The 15,247-nt window shown below is 71.0% G+C and carries 15 protein-coding genes; 13 read left to right on the top strand and 2 right to left on the bottom strand.

The features are described from left to right. The 3 genes from AC02VZ_RS08880 to AC02VZ_RS08870 all read left to right on the top strand — a co-directional run. Positions 1-1,282 (top strand): site-2 protease family protein (locus tag AC02VZ_RS08880; protein ID WP_476475029.1); only part of this gene is annotated, 1,282 nt, incomplete at its 5' end. A 95-nt stretch (positions 1,283-1,377) separates the two neighbouring features. Next, a complete protein-coding gene (locus tag AC02VZ_RS08875; protein ID WP_432058390.1) occupies positions 1,378-2,280 on the top strand; it encodes a tRNA (adenine-N1)-methyltransferase in 903 nt (300 codons plus the stop codon). Between the two features lie 248 nt (positions 2,281-2,528). Further along, positions 2,529-3,107, top strand: a complete 579-nt coding sequence (locus AC02VZ_RS08870) for a hypothetical protein (RefSeq protein ID WP_476475034.1) — start codon at positions 2,529-2,531, stop codon at positions 3,105-3,107. Positions 3,108-3,222: 115 nt separating this feature from the next. Here AC02VZ_RS08870 and AC02VZ_RS08865 read toward each other — a convergent pair whose 3' ends face one another. Further along, a complete protein-coding gene (locus AC02VZ_RS08865; RefSeq protein WP_476475028.1) occupies positions 3,223-3,522 on the bottom strand; it encodes a ferredoxin in 300 nt (99 codons plus the stop codon). 252 nt (positions 3,523-3,774) lie between these two features. Between AC02VZ_RS08865 and arc the strand changes: the two genes are divergently transcribed. The 6 genes from arc (at position 3,775) to prcA (ending at position 9,702) form a co-directional block, all read left to right on the top strand. Next, entirely contained in the window at positions 3,775-5,541 is a 1,767-nt protein-coding gene (arc, locus tag AC02VZ_RS08860; protein ID WP_164346696.1) for a proteasome ATPase, read from the top strand. A gap of 234 nt (positions 5,542-5,775) precedes the next feature. Next, entirely contained in the window at positions 5,776-7,287 is a 1,512-nt protein-coding gene (gene dop / locus AC02VZ_RS08855; RefSeq protein ID WP_476475027.1) for a depupylase/deamidase Dop, read from the top strand. A 196-nt stretch (positions 7,288-7,483) separates the two neighbouring features. Beyond that, positions 7,484-7,702 carry a ubiquitin-like protein Pup gene (locus tag AC02VZ_RS08850; protein ID WP_362093560.1) on the top strand — a complete coding sequence of 73 codons (219 nt, stop codon included), beginning with the start codon at positions 7,484-7,486 and terminating at the stop codon, positions 7,700-7,702. Between the two features lie 78 nt (positions 7,703-7,780). Beyond that, a complete protein-coding gene (locus tag AC02VZ_RS08845; protein ID WP_476475026.1) occupies positions 7,781-8,074 on the top strand; it encodes an endonuclease domain-containing protein in 294 nt (97 codons plus the stop codon). Further along, positions 8,026-8,871, top strand: a complete 846-nt coding sequence (prcB, locus tag AC02VZ_RS08840) for a proteasome subunit beta (protein WP_476475025.1) — start codon at positions 8,026-8,028, stop codon at positions 8,869-8,871. The genes AC02VZ_RS08845 and prcB overlap by 49 nt, the downstream gene beginning before the upstream one ends. Positions 8,872-8,931: 60 nt before the next feature. Continuing rightward, positions 8,932-9,702, top strand: a complete 771-nt coding sequence (gene prcA / locus AC02VZ_RS08835) for a proteasome subunit alpha (RefSeq protein WP_476475024.1) — start codon at positions 8,932-8,934, stop codon at positions 9,700-9,702. Between the two features lie 74 nt (positions 9,703-9,776). Here the strand turns inward: prcA and AC02VZ_RS08830 are convergent, their stop codons facing one another. Further along, on the bottom strand, positions 9,777-10,787 hold the full coding sequence (locus tag AC02VZ_RS08830; protein ID WP_432056051.1) for a LacI family DNA-binding transcriptional regulator: 1,011 nt from the start codon (positions 10,785-10,787) through the stop codon (positions 9,777-9,779). 116 nt (positions 10,788-10,903) lie between these two features. Here AC02VZ_RS08830 and AC02VZ_RS08825 point away from each other — a divergent pair, with 116 nt between their 5' ends. From AC02VZ_RS08825 to AC02VZ_RS08810, 4 genes are all read left to right on the top strand, one after another. Next, positions 10,904-12,163, top strand: coding sequence for an MFS transporter (locus AC02VZ_RS08825; protein ID WP_432056052.1), 1,260 nt, complete (start codon positions 10,904-10,906; stop codon positions 12,161-12,163). Between the two features lie 9 nt (positions 12,164-12,172). Beyond that, on the top strand, positions 12,173-13,534 hold the full coding sequence (gene pafA, locus AC02VZ_RS08820) for a Pup--protein ligase (RefSeq protein WP_432056053.1): 1,362 nt from the start codon (positions 12,173-12,175) through the stop codon (positions 13,532-13,534). A 192-nt stretch (positions 13,535-13,726) separates the two neighbouring features. Beyond that, a complete protein-coding gene (locus tag AC02VZ_RS08815) occupies positions 13,727-14,701 on the top strand; it encodes an FKBP-type peptidyl-prolyl cis-trans isomerase (RefSeq protein ID WP_432056054.1) in 975 nt (324 codons plus the stop codon). Positions 14,702-14,757: 56 nt separating this feature from the next. Continuing rightward, positions 14,758-15,129, top strand: coding sequence for an FKBP-type peptidyl-prolyl cis-trans isomerase (locus AC02VZ_RS08810; RefSeq protein ID WP_432056055.1), 372 nt, complete (start codon positions 14,758-14,760; stop codon positions 15,127-15,129). Positions 15,130-15,247 lie beyond the last annotated feature (118 nt).

The following is a 15,247-nucleotide window of genomic DNA, read 5'->3' as shown; positions in this document are numbered from 1 at the left end:
GGACGTGCCCCCGGCGCCCCCCGGGCCGCCGCCCGCCGCACCCGGCGGTCCCGCCGCGCCCCACGGCGGCACCGACGACCGCGCACGCGCCGGCTCCGGCCCCGGCAAGGGCCCGCAGCGGCCCCCCGAGCAGCAGCGCGGCGGACTGCTGATGGGACGGCCGTTCGGTGTGCCGGTGTACGTCGCGCCGAGCTGGTTCCTCGTCGCCATCCTCATCACCTGGGTCTTCGGCGGGCAGATCGACCGCGTCCTGCCCGAGCTCGGCGCCGCGAGCTACCTGGTCTCCCTCTTCTTCGCCGTCGCCTTCTACGCCTCGGTCCTGGTCCACGAGCTGGCCCACACCCTCGCCGCGCTCCGCTTCAAGCTGCCGGTGCGCCGCATCCAGCTGCAGTTCTTCGGCGGCGTCTCCGAGATCGAGAAGGAGGCCGAGACCCCCGGCCGCGAGTTCGTGCTCGCCTTCGTGGGACCGCTGCTCTCCCTGGTGCTGTCCGGGGTCTTCTACCTCGGCCTGCTCGTCGTCGACCCCGCCTCCGTGCCCGGCGTCCTGCTGGCCGGCCTGATGATCTCCAACCTCATCGTGGCCGTCTTCAACCTCCTGCCCGGCCTCCCCCTCGACGGCGGCCGCATGCTCCGCGCGGTGGTCTGGAAACTCACCGGCAAGCCGATGAGCGGCACGGTCGCCGCCGCCTGGGTGGGCCGCGCCCTCGCCGTCTCCGTGCTGATCGGCCTGCCCCTGCTCACCCAGTCCGGCGCCCTCGGCTCCGACGCCGCGGACGGCGTCGGCATGGACACCGTCCTGGACGCCCTGCTCGCCGCGATCCTGGCCGCCATCATCTGGACCGGCGCGGGCAACAGCCTGCGCGTGGCCCGGCTGCGCGAGCACCTCCCCGAACTGCGCGCCCGCACCCTCACCCGGCGCGCGGTGCCGGTGGAGAACGACACCCCGCTCTCCGAGGCCCTGCGCCGGGCCAACGCCGCCGGGGCCCGCGCCCTGGTCGTCGTCGACCCCGACGGCACCCCGCTGTCCCTGGTGCGCGAGGCCGCCATCGTCGGCGTGCCCGAGCACCGCCGCCCGTGGGTGCCGGTCAGCGGCCTCTCCCAGGACATCACCGACGGCATGCGGGTGTCCGCCGAGCTCGCGGGCGAGGACCTGCTGGAGGTGCTGCGGGCCACCCCGGCCACCGAGTACCTGGTGGTCGAGGACACCGGCGAGATCTACGGCGTGCTCTCCGCGGCGGACGTGGAGCGGGCGTTCGTCAAGGCGATGGCCCGGCCCAGCTGACCCCGCCGGGCCGGGCGGGTGCCGGCCACCCGCCCGCGTCCGCGCCCGCCCCGGAGGTGGTCGGTGGCCCCTCCGGGGACCGGTAGGCTGGTCACATGTCCGAACCGACCGGTGCCGCCCGCAGGCGCGGGCCCTTCAAGGTCGGGGACCAGGTTCAGCTGACCGACCCCAAGGGCCGCCACTACACGTTCACGCTCGAGGCCGGGAAGAACTTCCACACCCACAAGGGTTCCTTCCCGCACGACGAGCTGATCGGCGCACCCGAGGGCAGCGTTGTCCGCACCACCGGTAACGTCGCCTACCTCGCGCTGCGCCCCCTGCTCCCCGACTACGTCCTGTCCATGCCCCGTGGGGCAGCCGTCGTCTACCCGAAGGACGCGGGGCAGATCCTCGCCTTCGCCGACATCTTCCCCGGCGCGCGCGTCGTGGAGGCGGGTGTCGGGTCCGGCTCGCTGAGCAGCTTCCTGCTGCGGGCCATCGGCGACCAGGGCATGCTGCACAGCTACGAGCGCCGGGAGGACTTCGCCGACATCGCCCGGCAGAACGTCGAGCGCTACTTCGGCGGACCGCACCCGGCCTGGCAGCTCACCGTCGGCGACCTCCAGGACAACCTGTCCGACGCCGACGTGGACCGCGTCATCCTCGACATGCTCGCCCCCTGGGAGTGCCTGGAGGCCGTCTCCAAGGCGCTCGTCCCCGGCGGCATCCTGTGCTGCTACGTGGCGACCACCACCCAGCTCGCCCGGACGGTGGAGTCCATCCGCGAGATCGGCTGCTTCAACGAGCCGACCTCGTGGGAGACGATGATCCGCAACTGGCACATCGAGGGCCTGGCCGTCCGCCCGGACCACCGGATGATCGGCCACACCGGCTTCCTGCTCACCGCCCGCCGCCTCGCCGACGGTGTCGAGCCGCCCATGCGCCGCCGCCGTCCCGCGAAGGGCGCCTACGGCGAGGACTACTCCGGCCCCAACGCCGACGGCGGCACCGCCCGCTGACGGCTTCCGCCACCCGCTGACGGCTCCGCCACGACAACGCACCGGCGCCGTGGCTCAGTTCCCCGGCACCCCCCGGAACTGTGCCACGGCGCCGCCGCGTTGACCGGCCCCCGATGCCCGGGACCGCCGCCGGACCGGCCCGGTGCCCCCGTTCCACAACGGCCCACCCCCGCCGTTCCCTCGGTCGTGTGACGTGTGGCACGATGCTGGCCACCCCACCGGCACAGCCCTCACAGGAGGCACTGCTCGTGCAGCCTTCCGCCGTCCCGGAACTCGCCCACACGCACGCCCGTCCCATCCACTGGGTCGCCACGGCGACGGCCCTGGCCGGTGTCGTCGCGCTGTCGTCGCTGTTCCAGCCCGGCTCCGCGACCGCGGCCCAGAGCCCGGCCCCGCAGACGAAGAGCGCGCCGGCGCAGGGCGCACCGCCCGATCCGGCCGGTGTGGACTTCCCGTTCGACTGCGGTCCGGTCGAGCAGGTGGTGAAGCAGCAGGCGTCCGGCGACCTCGACGGCGACGGCCGGCCCGAGACGGTGGCGGTGGTCCACTGCGACGCCCCCATGGGCACCCCGCCGGACGGCGTGTACGTGCTCACCCGCGCCGACGGCGACGACACCGCGCGCGTGGTGGCCACGCTCGTCGAGCCCGGTGACCGCACCAACGTCGAGGAGTTCGCCGTGCGGGCGGGCGACGTCCGCGCGACCCTCCTCGGCTACTCGTCCGACGACGTGCCGAGTTGCTGCCCCGATGTGCGCGAGAGCGTGAAGTGGTACTGGGAGGACGGTGCGTTCGTCCGCTCCACGCCCTCCGGCGCCCGCAGCGTGTGACGGGCGTGCGGCGGGCGGCGTGCGCGGGAGCACGAGCCGGGCGCGCGCTCCGGTTCGCGCGGAGTCGGGCCACCGTGGCGGGCCGGACGCCGGGTGACCTGCCGTGCCGCGCCGGTCACCCGGCGTCCGGCCCGTACACCTCCACACCGTCCGTCGTCCGGCGGACGTGGATGCACTCGCCGGGACACTCCTTCGCCGAGTCGACGACATCGGTGAGGAGCGGCAGCGGAACGGGCGTTGCCGCTCCCTTGTCCTGGAGCAGTTCGTCGTCCGCGGCCTTGACGTAGGCCAGCCCGTCGATGTCGAGCTCGAACACCTCCGGCGCGTACTGGGCGCAGATGCCGTCACCCGTACACAGGTCCTGGTCGATCCAGACCTCCAGCGCCTCCTCGCGGACCCCGGCCTCCTGCTGCACGCTCGTCCCTCCTGACGGTTTCCCGCGCCGGAGTGGACGGGAATCCGGCCAGCTCCGACGGGTGTTGAACACGTCGAGCCTACCCGCGCCGGGATTTCAATCTTCGTCGGTGGGTATTCCCCTGGCGTGAGGGAGAGCGCAAGGGTGAAGATCGGACACACCCCGACCGTCTTTGTGATCTAGGGGTTTCAATCGACACCCGCCCAGGTAGGGTCTGGAAGCGTCCAGCTCCCCTTGGAGGAGGTGAGGACCGTGGCAGCCCACGACGACGACATGAACCGCGGCATCCGCCCGGGACGCGGGTCCGACGACCCGGCCGGGCAGATCGCCTACCTTGAGCAGGAGATCGCCGTCCTGCGACGTAAGCTCGCCGACTCTCCGCGACACACGAGGATTCTCGAAGAGCGGATCGTCGAGCTGCAGACCAACCTGGCCGGCGTGTCCGCCCAGAACGAACGACTCGCCGGCACGCTCCGTGAGGCCCGCGACCAGATCGTGGCCCTCAAGGAGGAGGTCGACCGGCTGGCCCAGCCCCCGGCCGGTTTCGGAGTCTTCCTCACGGCGAACGAGGACGGCACCGCCGACATCTTCACCGGCGGCCGCAAGCTCCGGGTGAACGTCAGCCCGGGCGTGGAGCTCGACGGGCTCCGGCGTGGCCAGGAGGTCATGCTCAACGAGGCGCTCAACGTGGTCGAGGCCATGGAGTTCGAGCGCGTCGGCGACATCGTCACCCTCAAGGAGATCCTCGAGGACGGCGAGCGCGCCCTGGTGGTCGGGCACACCGACGAGGAGCGGGTGGTGCGGCTCGCGGAGCCGCTGCTGGACATCACCATCCGCCCCGGCGACGCCCTGCTCATGGAGCCGCGCTCCGGGTACGTCTACGAGGTCGTCCCCAAGAGCGAGGTCGAGGAACTCGTCCTCGAAGAGGTCCCCGACATCGGATACGAGCAGATCGGCGGCCTCGGCAACCAGATCGAGGCCATCCGGGACGCGGTCGAGCTGCCGTACCTCTACCCGGACCTGTTCCGCGAGCACGAACTGCGCCCGCCCAAGGGTGTGCTGCTCTACGGGCCCCCCGGATGCGGCAAGACGCTCATCGCCAAGGCCGTCGCGAACTCGCTCGCCAAGAAGGTGGCCGAGGTGACCGGGCAGGCCGCCGGCAAGAGCTTCTTCCTCAACATCAAGGGCCCGGAGCTGCTCAACAAGTACGTCGGCGAGACCGAGCGGCAGATCCGCCTGGTCTTCCAGCGGGCCCGTGAGAAGGCCAGCGAGGGCACGCCCGTCATCGTCTTCTTCGACGAGATGGAGTCCCTCTTCCGCACCCGTGGCTCCGGTGTCAGCTCGGACGTGGAGAACACCATCGTCCCGCAGCTGCTGGCCGAGATCGACGGTGTCGAGGGCCTGGAGAACGTGGTGGTCATCGGCGCCTCCAACCGTGAGGACATGATCGACCCCGCGATCCTGCGGCCCGGCCGGCTCGACGTGAAGATCAAGATCGAGCGTCCGGACGCCGAGGCGGCCAAGGACATCTTCGGCAAGTACCTCACCGAGCGCCTCCCGCTGCACGGCGACGACCTCGCCGAGCACGGCGGCGACAAGGGCATGACGGTCCAGAGCATGATCCAGACCGCCGTGGAACAGATGTACGCCGAGTCCGAGGAGAACCGCTTCCTGGAGGTCACCTACGCCAATGGTGACAAGGAAGTCCTCTACTTCAAGGACTTCAATTCCGGCGCCATGATCGAGAACATCGTGGGCCGGGCCAAGAAGATGGCCATCAAGGACTTCCTCGAGAAGAACCAGAAGGGCCTGCGCGTCTCGCACCTGCTCCAGGCATGTGTGGACGAGTTCAAGGAGAACGAGGACCTGCCCAACACCACCAACCCGGACGACTGGGCGCGCATCTCCGGAAAGAAGGGCGAGCGGATCGTGTACATCCGTACGCTCATCACCGGAAAGCAGGGCGCGGACACCGGTCGCTCCATCGACACGGTGGCGAATACCGGTCAGTACCTGTAAAAGACAGGGCGGCTGCGGATGCCCTCGACGGGTACCCGCAGCCGACTGTTTTCCGGGCCACGGCTGGAGCACAGCAATGACGCAAATGATCTCCCCACCGGCGCAGAGGCGTTCTAGGCTCTTCCATACCGCCGAGTCGCGCGGTGCGGGGACGGGCACCGCACGTGCACCTGAGCGACGGCGGTACTTGAGCGGCGCCCCCGACCGGGAGCGCCGCCGGGCAAGGAGGGCCGCATGACCGTACGGCGAGTAATGGGCATCGAGACGGAGTACGGGATCTCCGTCCCCGGCCACCCGAACGCCAATGCCATGCTCACCTCGTCCCAGATCGTGAACGCCTACGCGGCGGCGATGCACCGGGCCCGCCGGGCCCGCTGGGACTTCGAGGAGGAGAATCCGCTGCGGGACGCCCGGGGCTTCGACCTCGCCCGGGAGGCGGCCGACGCCAGCCAGCTCACCGACGAGGACATCGGCCTGGCGAACGTGATCCTCACCAACGGCGCCCGGCTCTACGTGGACCACGCGCACCCCGAGTACAGCGCGCCCGAGGTCACCAATCCGCGGGACGCCGTGCTGTGGGACAAGGCCGGCGAGCGGATCATGGCGGAGGCCGCCGAGCGGGCCGCCGCGCTGCCCGGTGCCCAGCCGATCCACCTCTACAAGAACAACACCGACAACAAGGGCGCCTCCTACGGCACGCACGAGAACTACCTGATGAAGCGGGCCACGCCCTTCTCGGACATCGTGCGCCACCTGACGCCCTTCTTCGTCTCCCGGCAGGTCTTCGCCGGCGCCGGCCGGGTCGGCATCGGCCAGGACGGCCACGAGCACGGCTTCCAGATCAGCCAGCGCGCGGACTACTTCGAGGTCGAGGTGGGGCTGGAGACGACGCTGAAGCGCCCCATCATCAACACCCGCGACGAACCGCACGCGGACGCCGAGAAGTACCGGCGCCTGCATGTGATCATCGGTGACGCGAACCTGTCGGAGATCTCGACCTACCTGAAGCTGGGCACCACCGCCCTGGTGCTGTCGATGATCGAGGACGGCTTCATCGCCGTGGACCTGGCCGTCGACCAGCCGGTCCGCACCCTCCACCAGGTCTCCCACGACCCGTCGCTGAAGCGCCTCGTCACCCTGCGCAGCGGCCGGACCCTGACCGCGGTCCAGCTCCAGATGGAGTACTACGAGCTGGCCCGCAAGTACGTGGAGGAGCGGTTCGGGGCGGACGCCGACGACCAGACCAAGGACGTCCTGGCCCGCTGGGAGGACACCCTCACCCGTCTGGAGAACGACCCGATGAGCCTGGCCGGCGAGCTGGACTGGGTCGCCAAGCGGGAACTCATGGAGGGGTACCGGCGCCGCGACGACCTGGACTGGGACGCCCCCCGGCTGCACCTGGTGGACCTCCAGTACGCCGACGTGCGCCCCGACAAGGGCCTCTACAACCGGCTGACGGCCCGCGGCCGGATGAAGCGGCTGCTGGACGAGGCGGAGGTCGAGCGGGCCCGTACGAAGCCGCCGGAGGACACCCGCGCCTACTTCCGCGGACGGTGCCTGGAGCAGTACGCGGACGACGTCGCGGCCGCCTCCTGGGACTCGGTGATCTTCGACCTCCCGGGCCGGGACTCGCTCCAGCGCGTCCCGACCCTGGAACCGCTGCGCGGGACGCGTCAGCACGTCAAGGAACTCCTGGACCGCTGCCGCACCGCGGAAGACCTGGTCAGGGTTCTGTCCGGTACCTGAGCCGGAGCGTCCCGGGTACCCGGGACGCGGCAACGGCCCGTCGGGGGGTGGAACGACCCGCCGACGGGAATCATCGAGGTGGTCCCCGTACGTTGGAGCAACTACGGGGGCATTGTCGGACCCGGCTTGTAGGGTCTGATCATCACCAATCGGCGTCATGCCGACCATGTCGGGCGAACTGAGCGGGGTGAGGGTTATGGCGACCAAGGACACCGGCGGCGGGCAGCAGAAGGCCACGCGTTCCACCGAGGAGGTCGAGGAGCAGGCGCAGGACGCGCAGGTTTCCGAGGACCTCAAGGAGCGCCAGGAGGCGCTCAGCGAGGACGTGGACGACGTCCTCGACGAGATCGACGACGTTCTGGAGGCCAACGCCGAGGACTTCGTCAGGTCCTTCGTCCAGAAGGGCGGCGAGTGACCCCCGGCCCGCAGGCCGAGCCGGCGCCGTAGCGGGTGCCGTACTTCGCGATCCGAGAAGGTGTGAACGCTGTCCGCGGTGCGTCGGCACGGACCGCGGACAGCGTTCGCGCTGCGAAGACCCCCGTGCCGCGCGCCGCGGCGGACCCGCGACGGAAAGACCCGTGTCGAACCCGTATCCCATGCGGATTCCCATGTGGATCATCGCCGCGAGGCGGGTAGGGTCCGTGACGTACTGTGCTTCAACTGCGATTCGGCCATCGGCACGTTGGGAGACGATCCCGACAGCATCCGTCGGGCTGCCGCCTATCTGGAGGGAACCTCGTGGAAGCCAACACTCGTGACACCGGGCGTCTGCCGGCTGCCTTCCTGACGCCCGGGTCCTCCTCCTTCATGGACTTCCTCTCCGATCACCAGCCGGACCTGCTGCCGGGACGCAGGAAGCTGCCGCCCGTCCAGGGCGCGATCGAGGCCCCGCACGGCACCACCATCGTCTCCGTGACCTTCCCCGGCGGGGTCGTCCTCGCCGGCGACCGGCGCGCCACGATGGGCAACGTCATCGCCCAGCGGGACATCGAGAAGGTCTTCCCGGCGGACGAGTACTCCGCGGTGGGCATCGCGGGCACGGCCGGTCTGGCCGTGGAGATGGTGAAGCTGTTCCAGCTGGAACTGGAGCACTTCGAGAAGGTCGAGGGCGCCCAGCTGTCGCTGGAGGGCAAGGCGAACCGGCTGTCGACCATGATCCGTTCCAACCTGGGCATGGCCATGCAGGGCCTGGCCGTGGTCCCGCTGTTCGCCGGGTACGACGTGGACCGCGAGCAGGGGCGGATCTTCTCCTACGACGTCACGGGCGGCCGTTCCGAGGAGCAGGGGTACGCCGCCACCGGTTCCGGCTCGATCTTCGCGCGCGGCGCGATGAAGAAGCTGTTCCGGGAGGACCTGAGCGAGGCCGAGGCCACCACGCTGGTGGTCCAGGCCCTGTACGACGCGGCAGACGACGACTCGGCGACCGGCGGTCCCGATGTCGCCCGCCGGATCTACCCGATCGTCACCGTGATCACCGAGGACGGCTACCGCCGGCTCACCGAGGACGAGGCGTCCGCGATCGCCCGGTCCGTGCTGGAACGGCGGCTGGAGCAGCCCGACGGTCCGCGGGCCTCGCTGCTGTAGCGGGCGGTCCGGATGTTTCAAGGTGGTCCAGTGACTTCGACAGAAAGGGACGGATAACCGGTGTCGACGCCGTTCTATGTCTCCCCCCAGCAGGCGATGGCGGACCGGGCCGAGTACGCCCGCAAAGGCATCGCCCGTGGCCGCAGCCTGGTCGTGCTGCAGTACGCCGACGGCATCGTCTTCGTCGGCGAGAACCCGTCCCGCGCGCTGCACAAGTTCAGTGAGATCTACGACCGGATCGGCTTCGCCGCCGCCGGCAAGTACAACGAGTACGAGAACCTCCGCATCGGCGGCGTCCGGTACGCCGACCTGCGCGGCTACACCTACGCCCGGCACGACGTGACCGCCCGGGGCCTGGCCAACGTCTACGCGCAGACGCTGGGCACCATCTTCTCCAGCGTGGGGGAGAAGCCCTACGAGGTGGAACTGGTGGTCGCCGAGGTCGGCGAGACCCCGGACCAGGACCAGATCTACCGGCTACCGCACGACGGCTCCATCGTCGACGAACACGGCTCGGTGGCGGTCGGCGGCAACGCGGAGCAGATCAGCGGCTTCCTCGACCAGCGCCACCGGGACGGCATGACGCTCGCCGAGGCCCTGAAGCTGGCCGTGCAGTCCCTGTCGCGGGACACCAACGGCAGCGAGCGGGAGATCCCCGCGGAGCGGCTGGAGGTCGCGGTGCTGGACCGCACCCGGCCGCAGAAGCGCAAGTTCAAGCGGATCACCGGGCGCCAGCTCGCCCGGCTGCTGGAGGCCGGCGGCGCCGAGACGGCGTCGGAGGCCGAAGCGGACGCCGAGGCGGAGACGGAGTCCGGCACGGACACCGAGTAGGACGCCCCGGGTGTGCCGCGCGCCGCCGGACCCGCGGGTCCGGCGGCGCGCGGCACACCCGTGTCCGGGGCGGGTCAGTCCCGGGCCGGACCGGTGGACCCGCGCACCACCAGCTCGACCGGGATGTCGTCCGCCCGGGGCTCGCGCTGCTCCAGGACGGCCAGCAGCGCCCGCATGCCCCGCTCGCCGAACAGCTCCGCGTCCAGCCGCACGGTGGTCAGCTCGGGGTCGACGGCCGTGGCCAGGGCCAGGTCGTCCAGCCCGGTGACGGAGAGGTCGCCGGGGATCGCCAGACCCAGCCGGCGGGCCGCCTTGTAGACGCCGGCCGCCAGCTGGTCGTCGTCGCAGACGACGGCCGTGGGCCGGTCCCCGGCCGCGAGGGCGGCCGGCGCGGCGGTCTCGGCGCCCCGGATGGAGATGGGCGAGGAGACGGTGCGCAGCGAAGCGCCCGGGACGTCCGCCAGCCGGGCGGCCAGTTCCCGGGCGCGCACCTCGAAGGTCCAGGACGCCACGTCCGCGGCCAGGTGCAGGAAGCGGCGGTGACCCAGGTCCCGCAGGTGCTCGACGACCTGGCGGACGCCGTCGGCGATGTCGAGGTTCACCGTGGCCGCACCGGGACCGGCCGCCGGATCGCTGTCCAGCATCACCAGGGGCAGCTGGTCGCCCCGGATCGCGCTGAGGGCGTCGGCGGCCATGGAGGAGGCGATGACGCCGTCCAGGGCCGCCTGTGCGGACGCGAACGGGTCGCGGGCCGGCCCGATGCCCTCCGGGGAGGGGTAGAGGACCACGCCGAAGCCGTGCTGCGCGGCGACCCGTGCGGCGCCCGTGTAGACCCCGGCGAAGAACTCCGTGGTAAGGGCCGGCACCACCAGCAGGACGGTGCGGGTGCGCCCCAGGCGCAGATTGCGGGCGGCCAGGTTCGGCCGGTAACCGAGGTCGTGCGCGGCGTCGCGGACCCGCTGCGCGGTGGCCTCCGAGACCCGTCCGCGCCACTTGTCGCCGAGCACCAGGGAGACGGCGGCCTGGGAGACACCGGCGGCCCGGGCGACGTCCCGGCTGGTGGGTCGGGTGCTGGCTCGGGCCACCGCGGACCGCTCCTTCGTCTGGACTGGCGAACAGCCGACATGGTACGTATGGAAGCGGCCGTTATACGTACAACCCCCCGTCTGGAGCAGTCCGGCAGGTGAGTGGAGGGCTCGGCATGGCCACGGGATACCTGGAGATCCTCCGGGTGCGGCACGCCGCCCGGCTGCTCACCGGCACGCTGGTGGGACGCCTGCCCAACGCGACCGCGGCCATCGCGATCGTGCTGTTCGTCCGCGCCGAGGGGGGCTCCTACAGCCTGGCCGGGGCGCTCGCCGCGGTCTACGGCGTGGCCAACGCCGTCGGCCAGCCCGTGCTCGGGCGGCTGGTGGACCTGAAAGGACAGCCCCGCGTCCAGCTGCCCGCCGCCGTGCTGTCCGCCCTCGCCATGGCCGTCTTCGCCTTCGCCGGCATCGGCCCGCTGCCGCTGGCCTGCGCCGCCGTGGCCGCCGCCGGGCTGTTCACGCCCCCGCTGGAAGGCGGACTGCGCGCCCTGTGGGCCACGGTGCTGCCGAAGGAGGACCACGTGCACCGGGCGTACGCCCTGGACGCCGTGGCCCAGGAGATCCTGTTCACCGTCGGGCCGCTGCTGGTGACGGTGTGCACCGCCCTCTGGTCGGCCCAGGCCGCCCTGCTCGTGCTGAACGTCATCGGGGTGCTCGGCGCCCTGTCCGTGGTCGTCTCCCGGCCGTCCCGCGCCTGGCGCTCCGCCCCGCGCGAGGCGCACTGGCTCGGCGCGCTGCGCTCACCGGGACTCCTCGCCCTGCTGGCCGCCTTCCTGTTCGTGGGCATGGCCCTCGGCTCCATCACCGTGGCCGCCGTCTCCTACGCCGACCACCACGGCGGCGACGTGGTGTACGGCTGGCTGATGGCGGGCCTCGGGTTCGGCGCCCTGGCCGGCGGTCTGGCGTACGGGGCGCGCGGATGGCCGGGCGAACCGGCGCGGCGACTGCGGGTGCTGGTGGCGCTTCTGGCGGTGTGTTACCTGCCGCTGATGCTGATGCCGGGCCCGGTCGCCATGACGCTGCTCGCCGTCCTCGCCGGGGTGTTCCTCGCGCCGGCCCTCGCCTGTGCCTTCGTCCTGGTCGACCGGCACGCGCCGCGCGGCACGGTCACCGAGGCGTTCTCCTGGCTGGTGACCACCTTCACCGTCGGCGCCTCGGCCGGAACGGGCGTGGCGGGCCCGGTCGTCGAGGCGGGCGGCGCGCTGTGGGGATTCGCGGTGCCCGGGGTGGCGGGCGGCGTGTCCCTGCTGGTTTTGATCGCCACAGGAAGGGTAATGGCAGTTCCGGTGGGAGGGGCGGTAGTTGCGGTCCGCTCCGAAAATGATCCGAACCGTGCCCTCGAACCCCGTTTCAGTTCCGGGAAACGGGCGTAATGTTCAGTCATGGACCGCCGCATTTTCGGGCTGGAGAACGAGTACGGCGTCACGTGCACGTTCAGGGGACAGCGGCGCCTGTCTCCTGACGAGGTGGCGCGGTACCTCTTCCGCCGTGTCGTGTCATGGGGCCGAAGCAGCAACGTCTTTCTGCGCAACGGTGCCCGCCTTTATCTCGACGTGGGATCGCATCCGGAATACGCCACACCCGAATGCGACAACGTGACCGAACTGGTCACCCACGACAAGGCCGGCGAGCGCATTCTCGAAGGACTCCTGGTGGACGCCGAACGACGCCTGCACGAGGAGGGAATCGCGGGCGACGTCTACCTCTTCAAGAACAACACCGACTCCGCGGGAAACTCCTACGGGTGCCACGAGAACTATCTCGTCGCCCGGCACGGGGAGTTCTCCCGGCTCGCGGACATCCTCATCCCCTTCCTGGTGACCCGCCAACTGCTGTGCGGCGCGGGCAAGGTGCTGCAGACACCGCGCGGAGCCGTGTACTGCGTCAGCCAGCGGGCCGAGCACATCTGGGAGGGCGTCTCCTCGGCGACCACCCGGTCCCGGCCGATCATCAACACCCGGGACGAGCCGCACGCCGACGCCGAGCGCTACCGCCGGCTGCACGTCATCGTGGGCGACTCCAACATGTCCGAGACGACCATGCTGCTCAAGGTCGGCGCCACCGACCTGGTGCTGCGCATGATCGAGGCGGGCACCGTCATGCGGGACCTCACCCTGGAGAACCCGATCCGGGCGATCCGCGAGGTGAGCCACGACATCACCGGCCGGCGCAAGGTGCGCCTGGCCAGCGGACGTGAGGCGTCCGCCCTGGAGGTGCAGCGCGAGTACTACGAGAAGGCGCTGGACTTCTGCGAGCGCCGGGGCATCCGCACCGGCACGGTGGAGCAGGTGCTGGAGCTGTGGGGCCGCACCCTGGACGCCATCGAGGAGGAGGACCTCGACCGCATCGGCACCGAGATCGACTGGGTCATGAAGTACAAGCTCATCGAGCGGTACCGGGCCAAGCACAACATGACCATGTCGCACCCGCGGGTCGCCCAGATAGACCTCGCCTACCACGACATCCACCGCCGACGGGGCCTGTACTACCTGCTCGAGAAGAGGGGGCAGGCCGCCCGGATCTGCAACGACCTCAAGATCTTCGAGGGCAAGTCGGTTCCGCCGCAGACCACCCGGGCGCGGCTGCGCGGCGACTTCATCCGCCGGGCCCAGGAGCAGCGCCGGGACTTCACCGTCGACTGGGTCCACCTCAAGCTGAACGACCAGGCGCAGCGCACGGTGCTGTGCAAGGACCCGTTCCGTTCGGTGGACGAACGGGTGGAGAAGCTGATCGCCGGCATGTGACCGCGCCGGACGGCCGCCCCGGCGGCCGCGAGGACGCCCGATGCCCCCGGGACCGGTTCCCGGGGGCATCGGGCGTCCCGGTGCGCGGTGCGTCTCTTTCGCGGGAGGCGTCGGCCGATACTCGTGGTCCACGGGGCCACAGGTCGTAGAGTGGCCGGATCGCCCCCACGCCCCCGATTCCCAGTTGGACTGATGAACCACAACACGTACCGGCGCCTCGCGGCGCTGCTGGCCGTCCCCGCCCTGCTGTTCACCGCCGCGTGCGGCGGTGACGACGACAAGAACAGCGACTCCGCGGACGGCGTCGCCCGGATCGAGGGGACGTTCGGCCAGAAGCCCGAGATCTCCGACCCCAAGGACACCGAGCCGACCGAGAAGACCGTGGTCGAGACGGTGTCGGCGGGCAAGGGCAAGACCGTCGAGGCGTCCGACTTCGTCCGGCTCGACTGGTCCCTCGTGAAGTGGGGCGAGGAGCAGGAGCTCGGCGGCACCTGGGCCACCGCGGCGGGCAAGAACCCCCGGCCGCAGTCCGTGGCCCAGCTGGGCAAGGAGGGCGGACAGCTGCCCCCCAAGGTCCTGGACGCCCTGAAGGGCAAGAAGGTCGGCAGCCGCACCCTCGTGCAGGGCACCGCGGGCGACCTCATCGGGCCCGGGCTGAATCCCGCCTCCGGCGTCACCGAGAAGGACGTCCTGGTCTGGGTGGTCGACACCGTGGCCGCCGCCCCCGTCGACGCCAAGGCCGAGGCCGAGGGCGAGCAGGCGGCCGTCGAGGACGGGCTGCCCGAGGTGAAGGCGCCGTCGCAGAAGGCCGCCACCATCACCGTCCCGAAGGGCGTCAAGGCCCCGAAGGAGCTCCAGGACCAGGTCCTGATCAAGGGTGACGGCAAGAAGGTCGAGGCCGGTCAGGGCCTCATCGCCCAGTACACCGGCGTCAAGTGGGAGGACGGCAAGAAGTTCGACTCCTCCTGGGACCACGGCGGCGCCACCGCCTTCCAGATCGGTACCGGCTCGGTCGTGGCCGGCTGGGACCAGGGCCTGGTCGGCAAGAACGTCGGCGACCGGGTGCTGCTGGTGATCCCGCCGTCCCTCGGCTACGGCGCCAACCCGAGCAGCGAGCTGGCGAAGAACACGCTGGTCTTCGTCGTCGACATCCTGGGCACCGTCTGACCCGTGCGTCTGTGAAACTGTCAGGGTTCGCAGGTCACGCAACAAGGAGAAATACAGTGAGCATCGACAAGCCCGAGATCGACTTCCCGGGCGGCGAGCCCCCGGCGGACCTCGAGATCAAGGACATCTGGGAGGGTGACGGACCGGTGGCCCAGGCGGGTCAGACCGTCACCGTGCACTACGTCGGTGTCGCCTTCAGCACCGGCGAGGAGTTCGACGCCAGCTGGAACCGCGGTACCCCGTTCCGCTTCCCGCTGGGCGGCGGCCGGGTCATCCAGGGGTGGGACCAGGGCGTGCAGGGCATGAAGGTCGGCGGCCGCCGCCAGCTGACCATTCCCGCCCACCTCGCCTACGGCGACCAGAGCCCCACGCCGGCGATCAAGCCCGGGGAGACGCTGATTTTCGTGGTCGACCTGCTCGGCGTCTGACCGTCGCACCGCCGGCCGGCGCGCGGCGATCGAGGTGATCGCCGTACCGTCGGTTCGTCGTACGACGTCCGGTCGGTAAATGATCGGAGCCGATCATTCGGGGTCCATGCCCGTCCGG

This window comes from Streptomyces sp. 3-6 (assembly GCF_056323165.1).
This window is presented reverse-complemented; position numbering and strand designations above follow the sequence as displayed.

Bases quoted from the DNA above. Each gene is read 5' to 3' on its own strand.
- pafA (WP_432056053.1), top strand. From the start codon at position 12,173: ATGGACCGCCGCATTTTCGGGCTGGAGAACGAGTACGGCGTCACGTGC.
- dop (WP_476475027.1), top strand. From the start codon at position 5,776: ATGACCGTACGGCGAGTAATGGGCATCGAGACGGAGTACGGGATCTCC.
- AC02VZ_RS08850 (WP_362093560.1), top strand. From the start codon at position 7,484: ATGGCGACCAAGGACACCGGCGGCGGGCAGCAGAAGGCCACGCGTTCC.
- AC02VZ_RS08815 (WP_432056054.1), top strand. From the start codon at position 13,727: ATGAACCACAACACGTACCGGCGCCTCGCGGCGCTGCTGGCCGTCCCC.
- AC02VZ_RS08875 (WP_432058390.1), top strand. From the start codon at position 1,378: ATGTCCGAACCGACCGGTGCCGCCCGCAGGCGCGGGCCCTTCAAGGTC.
- AC02VZ_RS08825 (WP_432056052.1), top strand. From the start codon at position 10,904: ATGGCCACGGGATACCTGGAGATCCTCCGGGTGCGGCACGCCGCCCGG.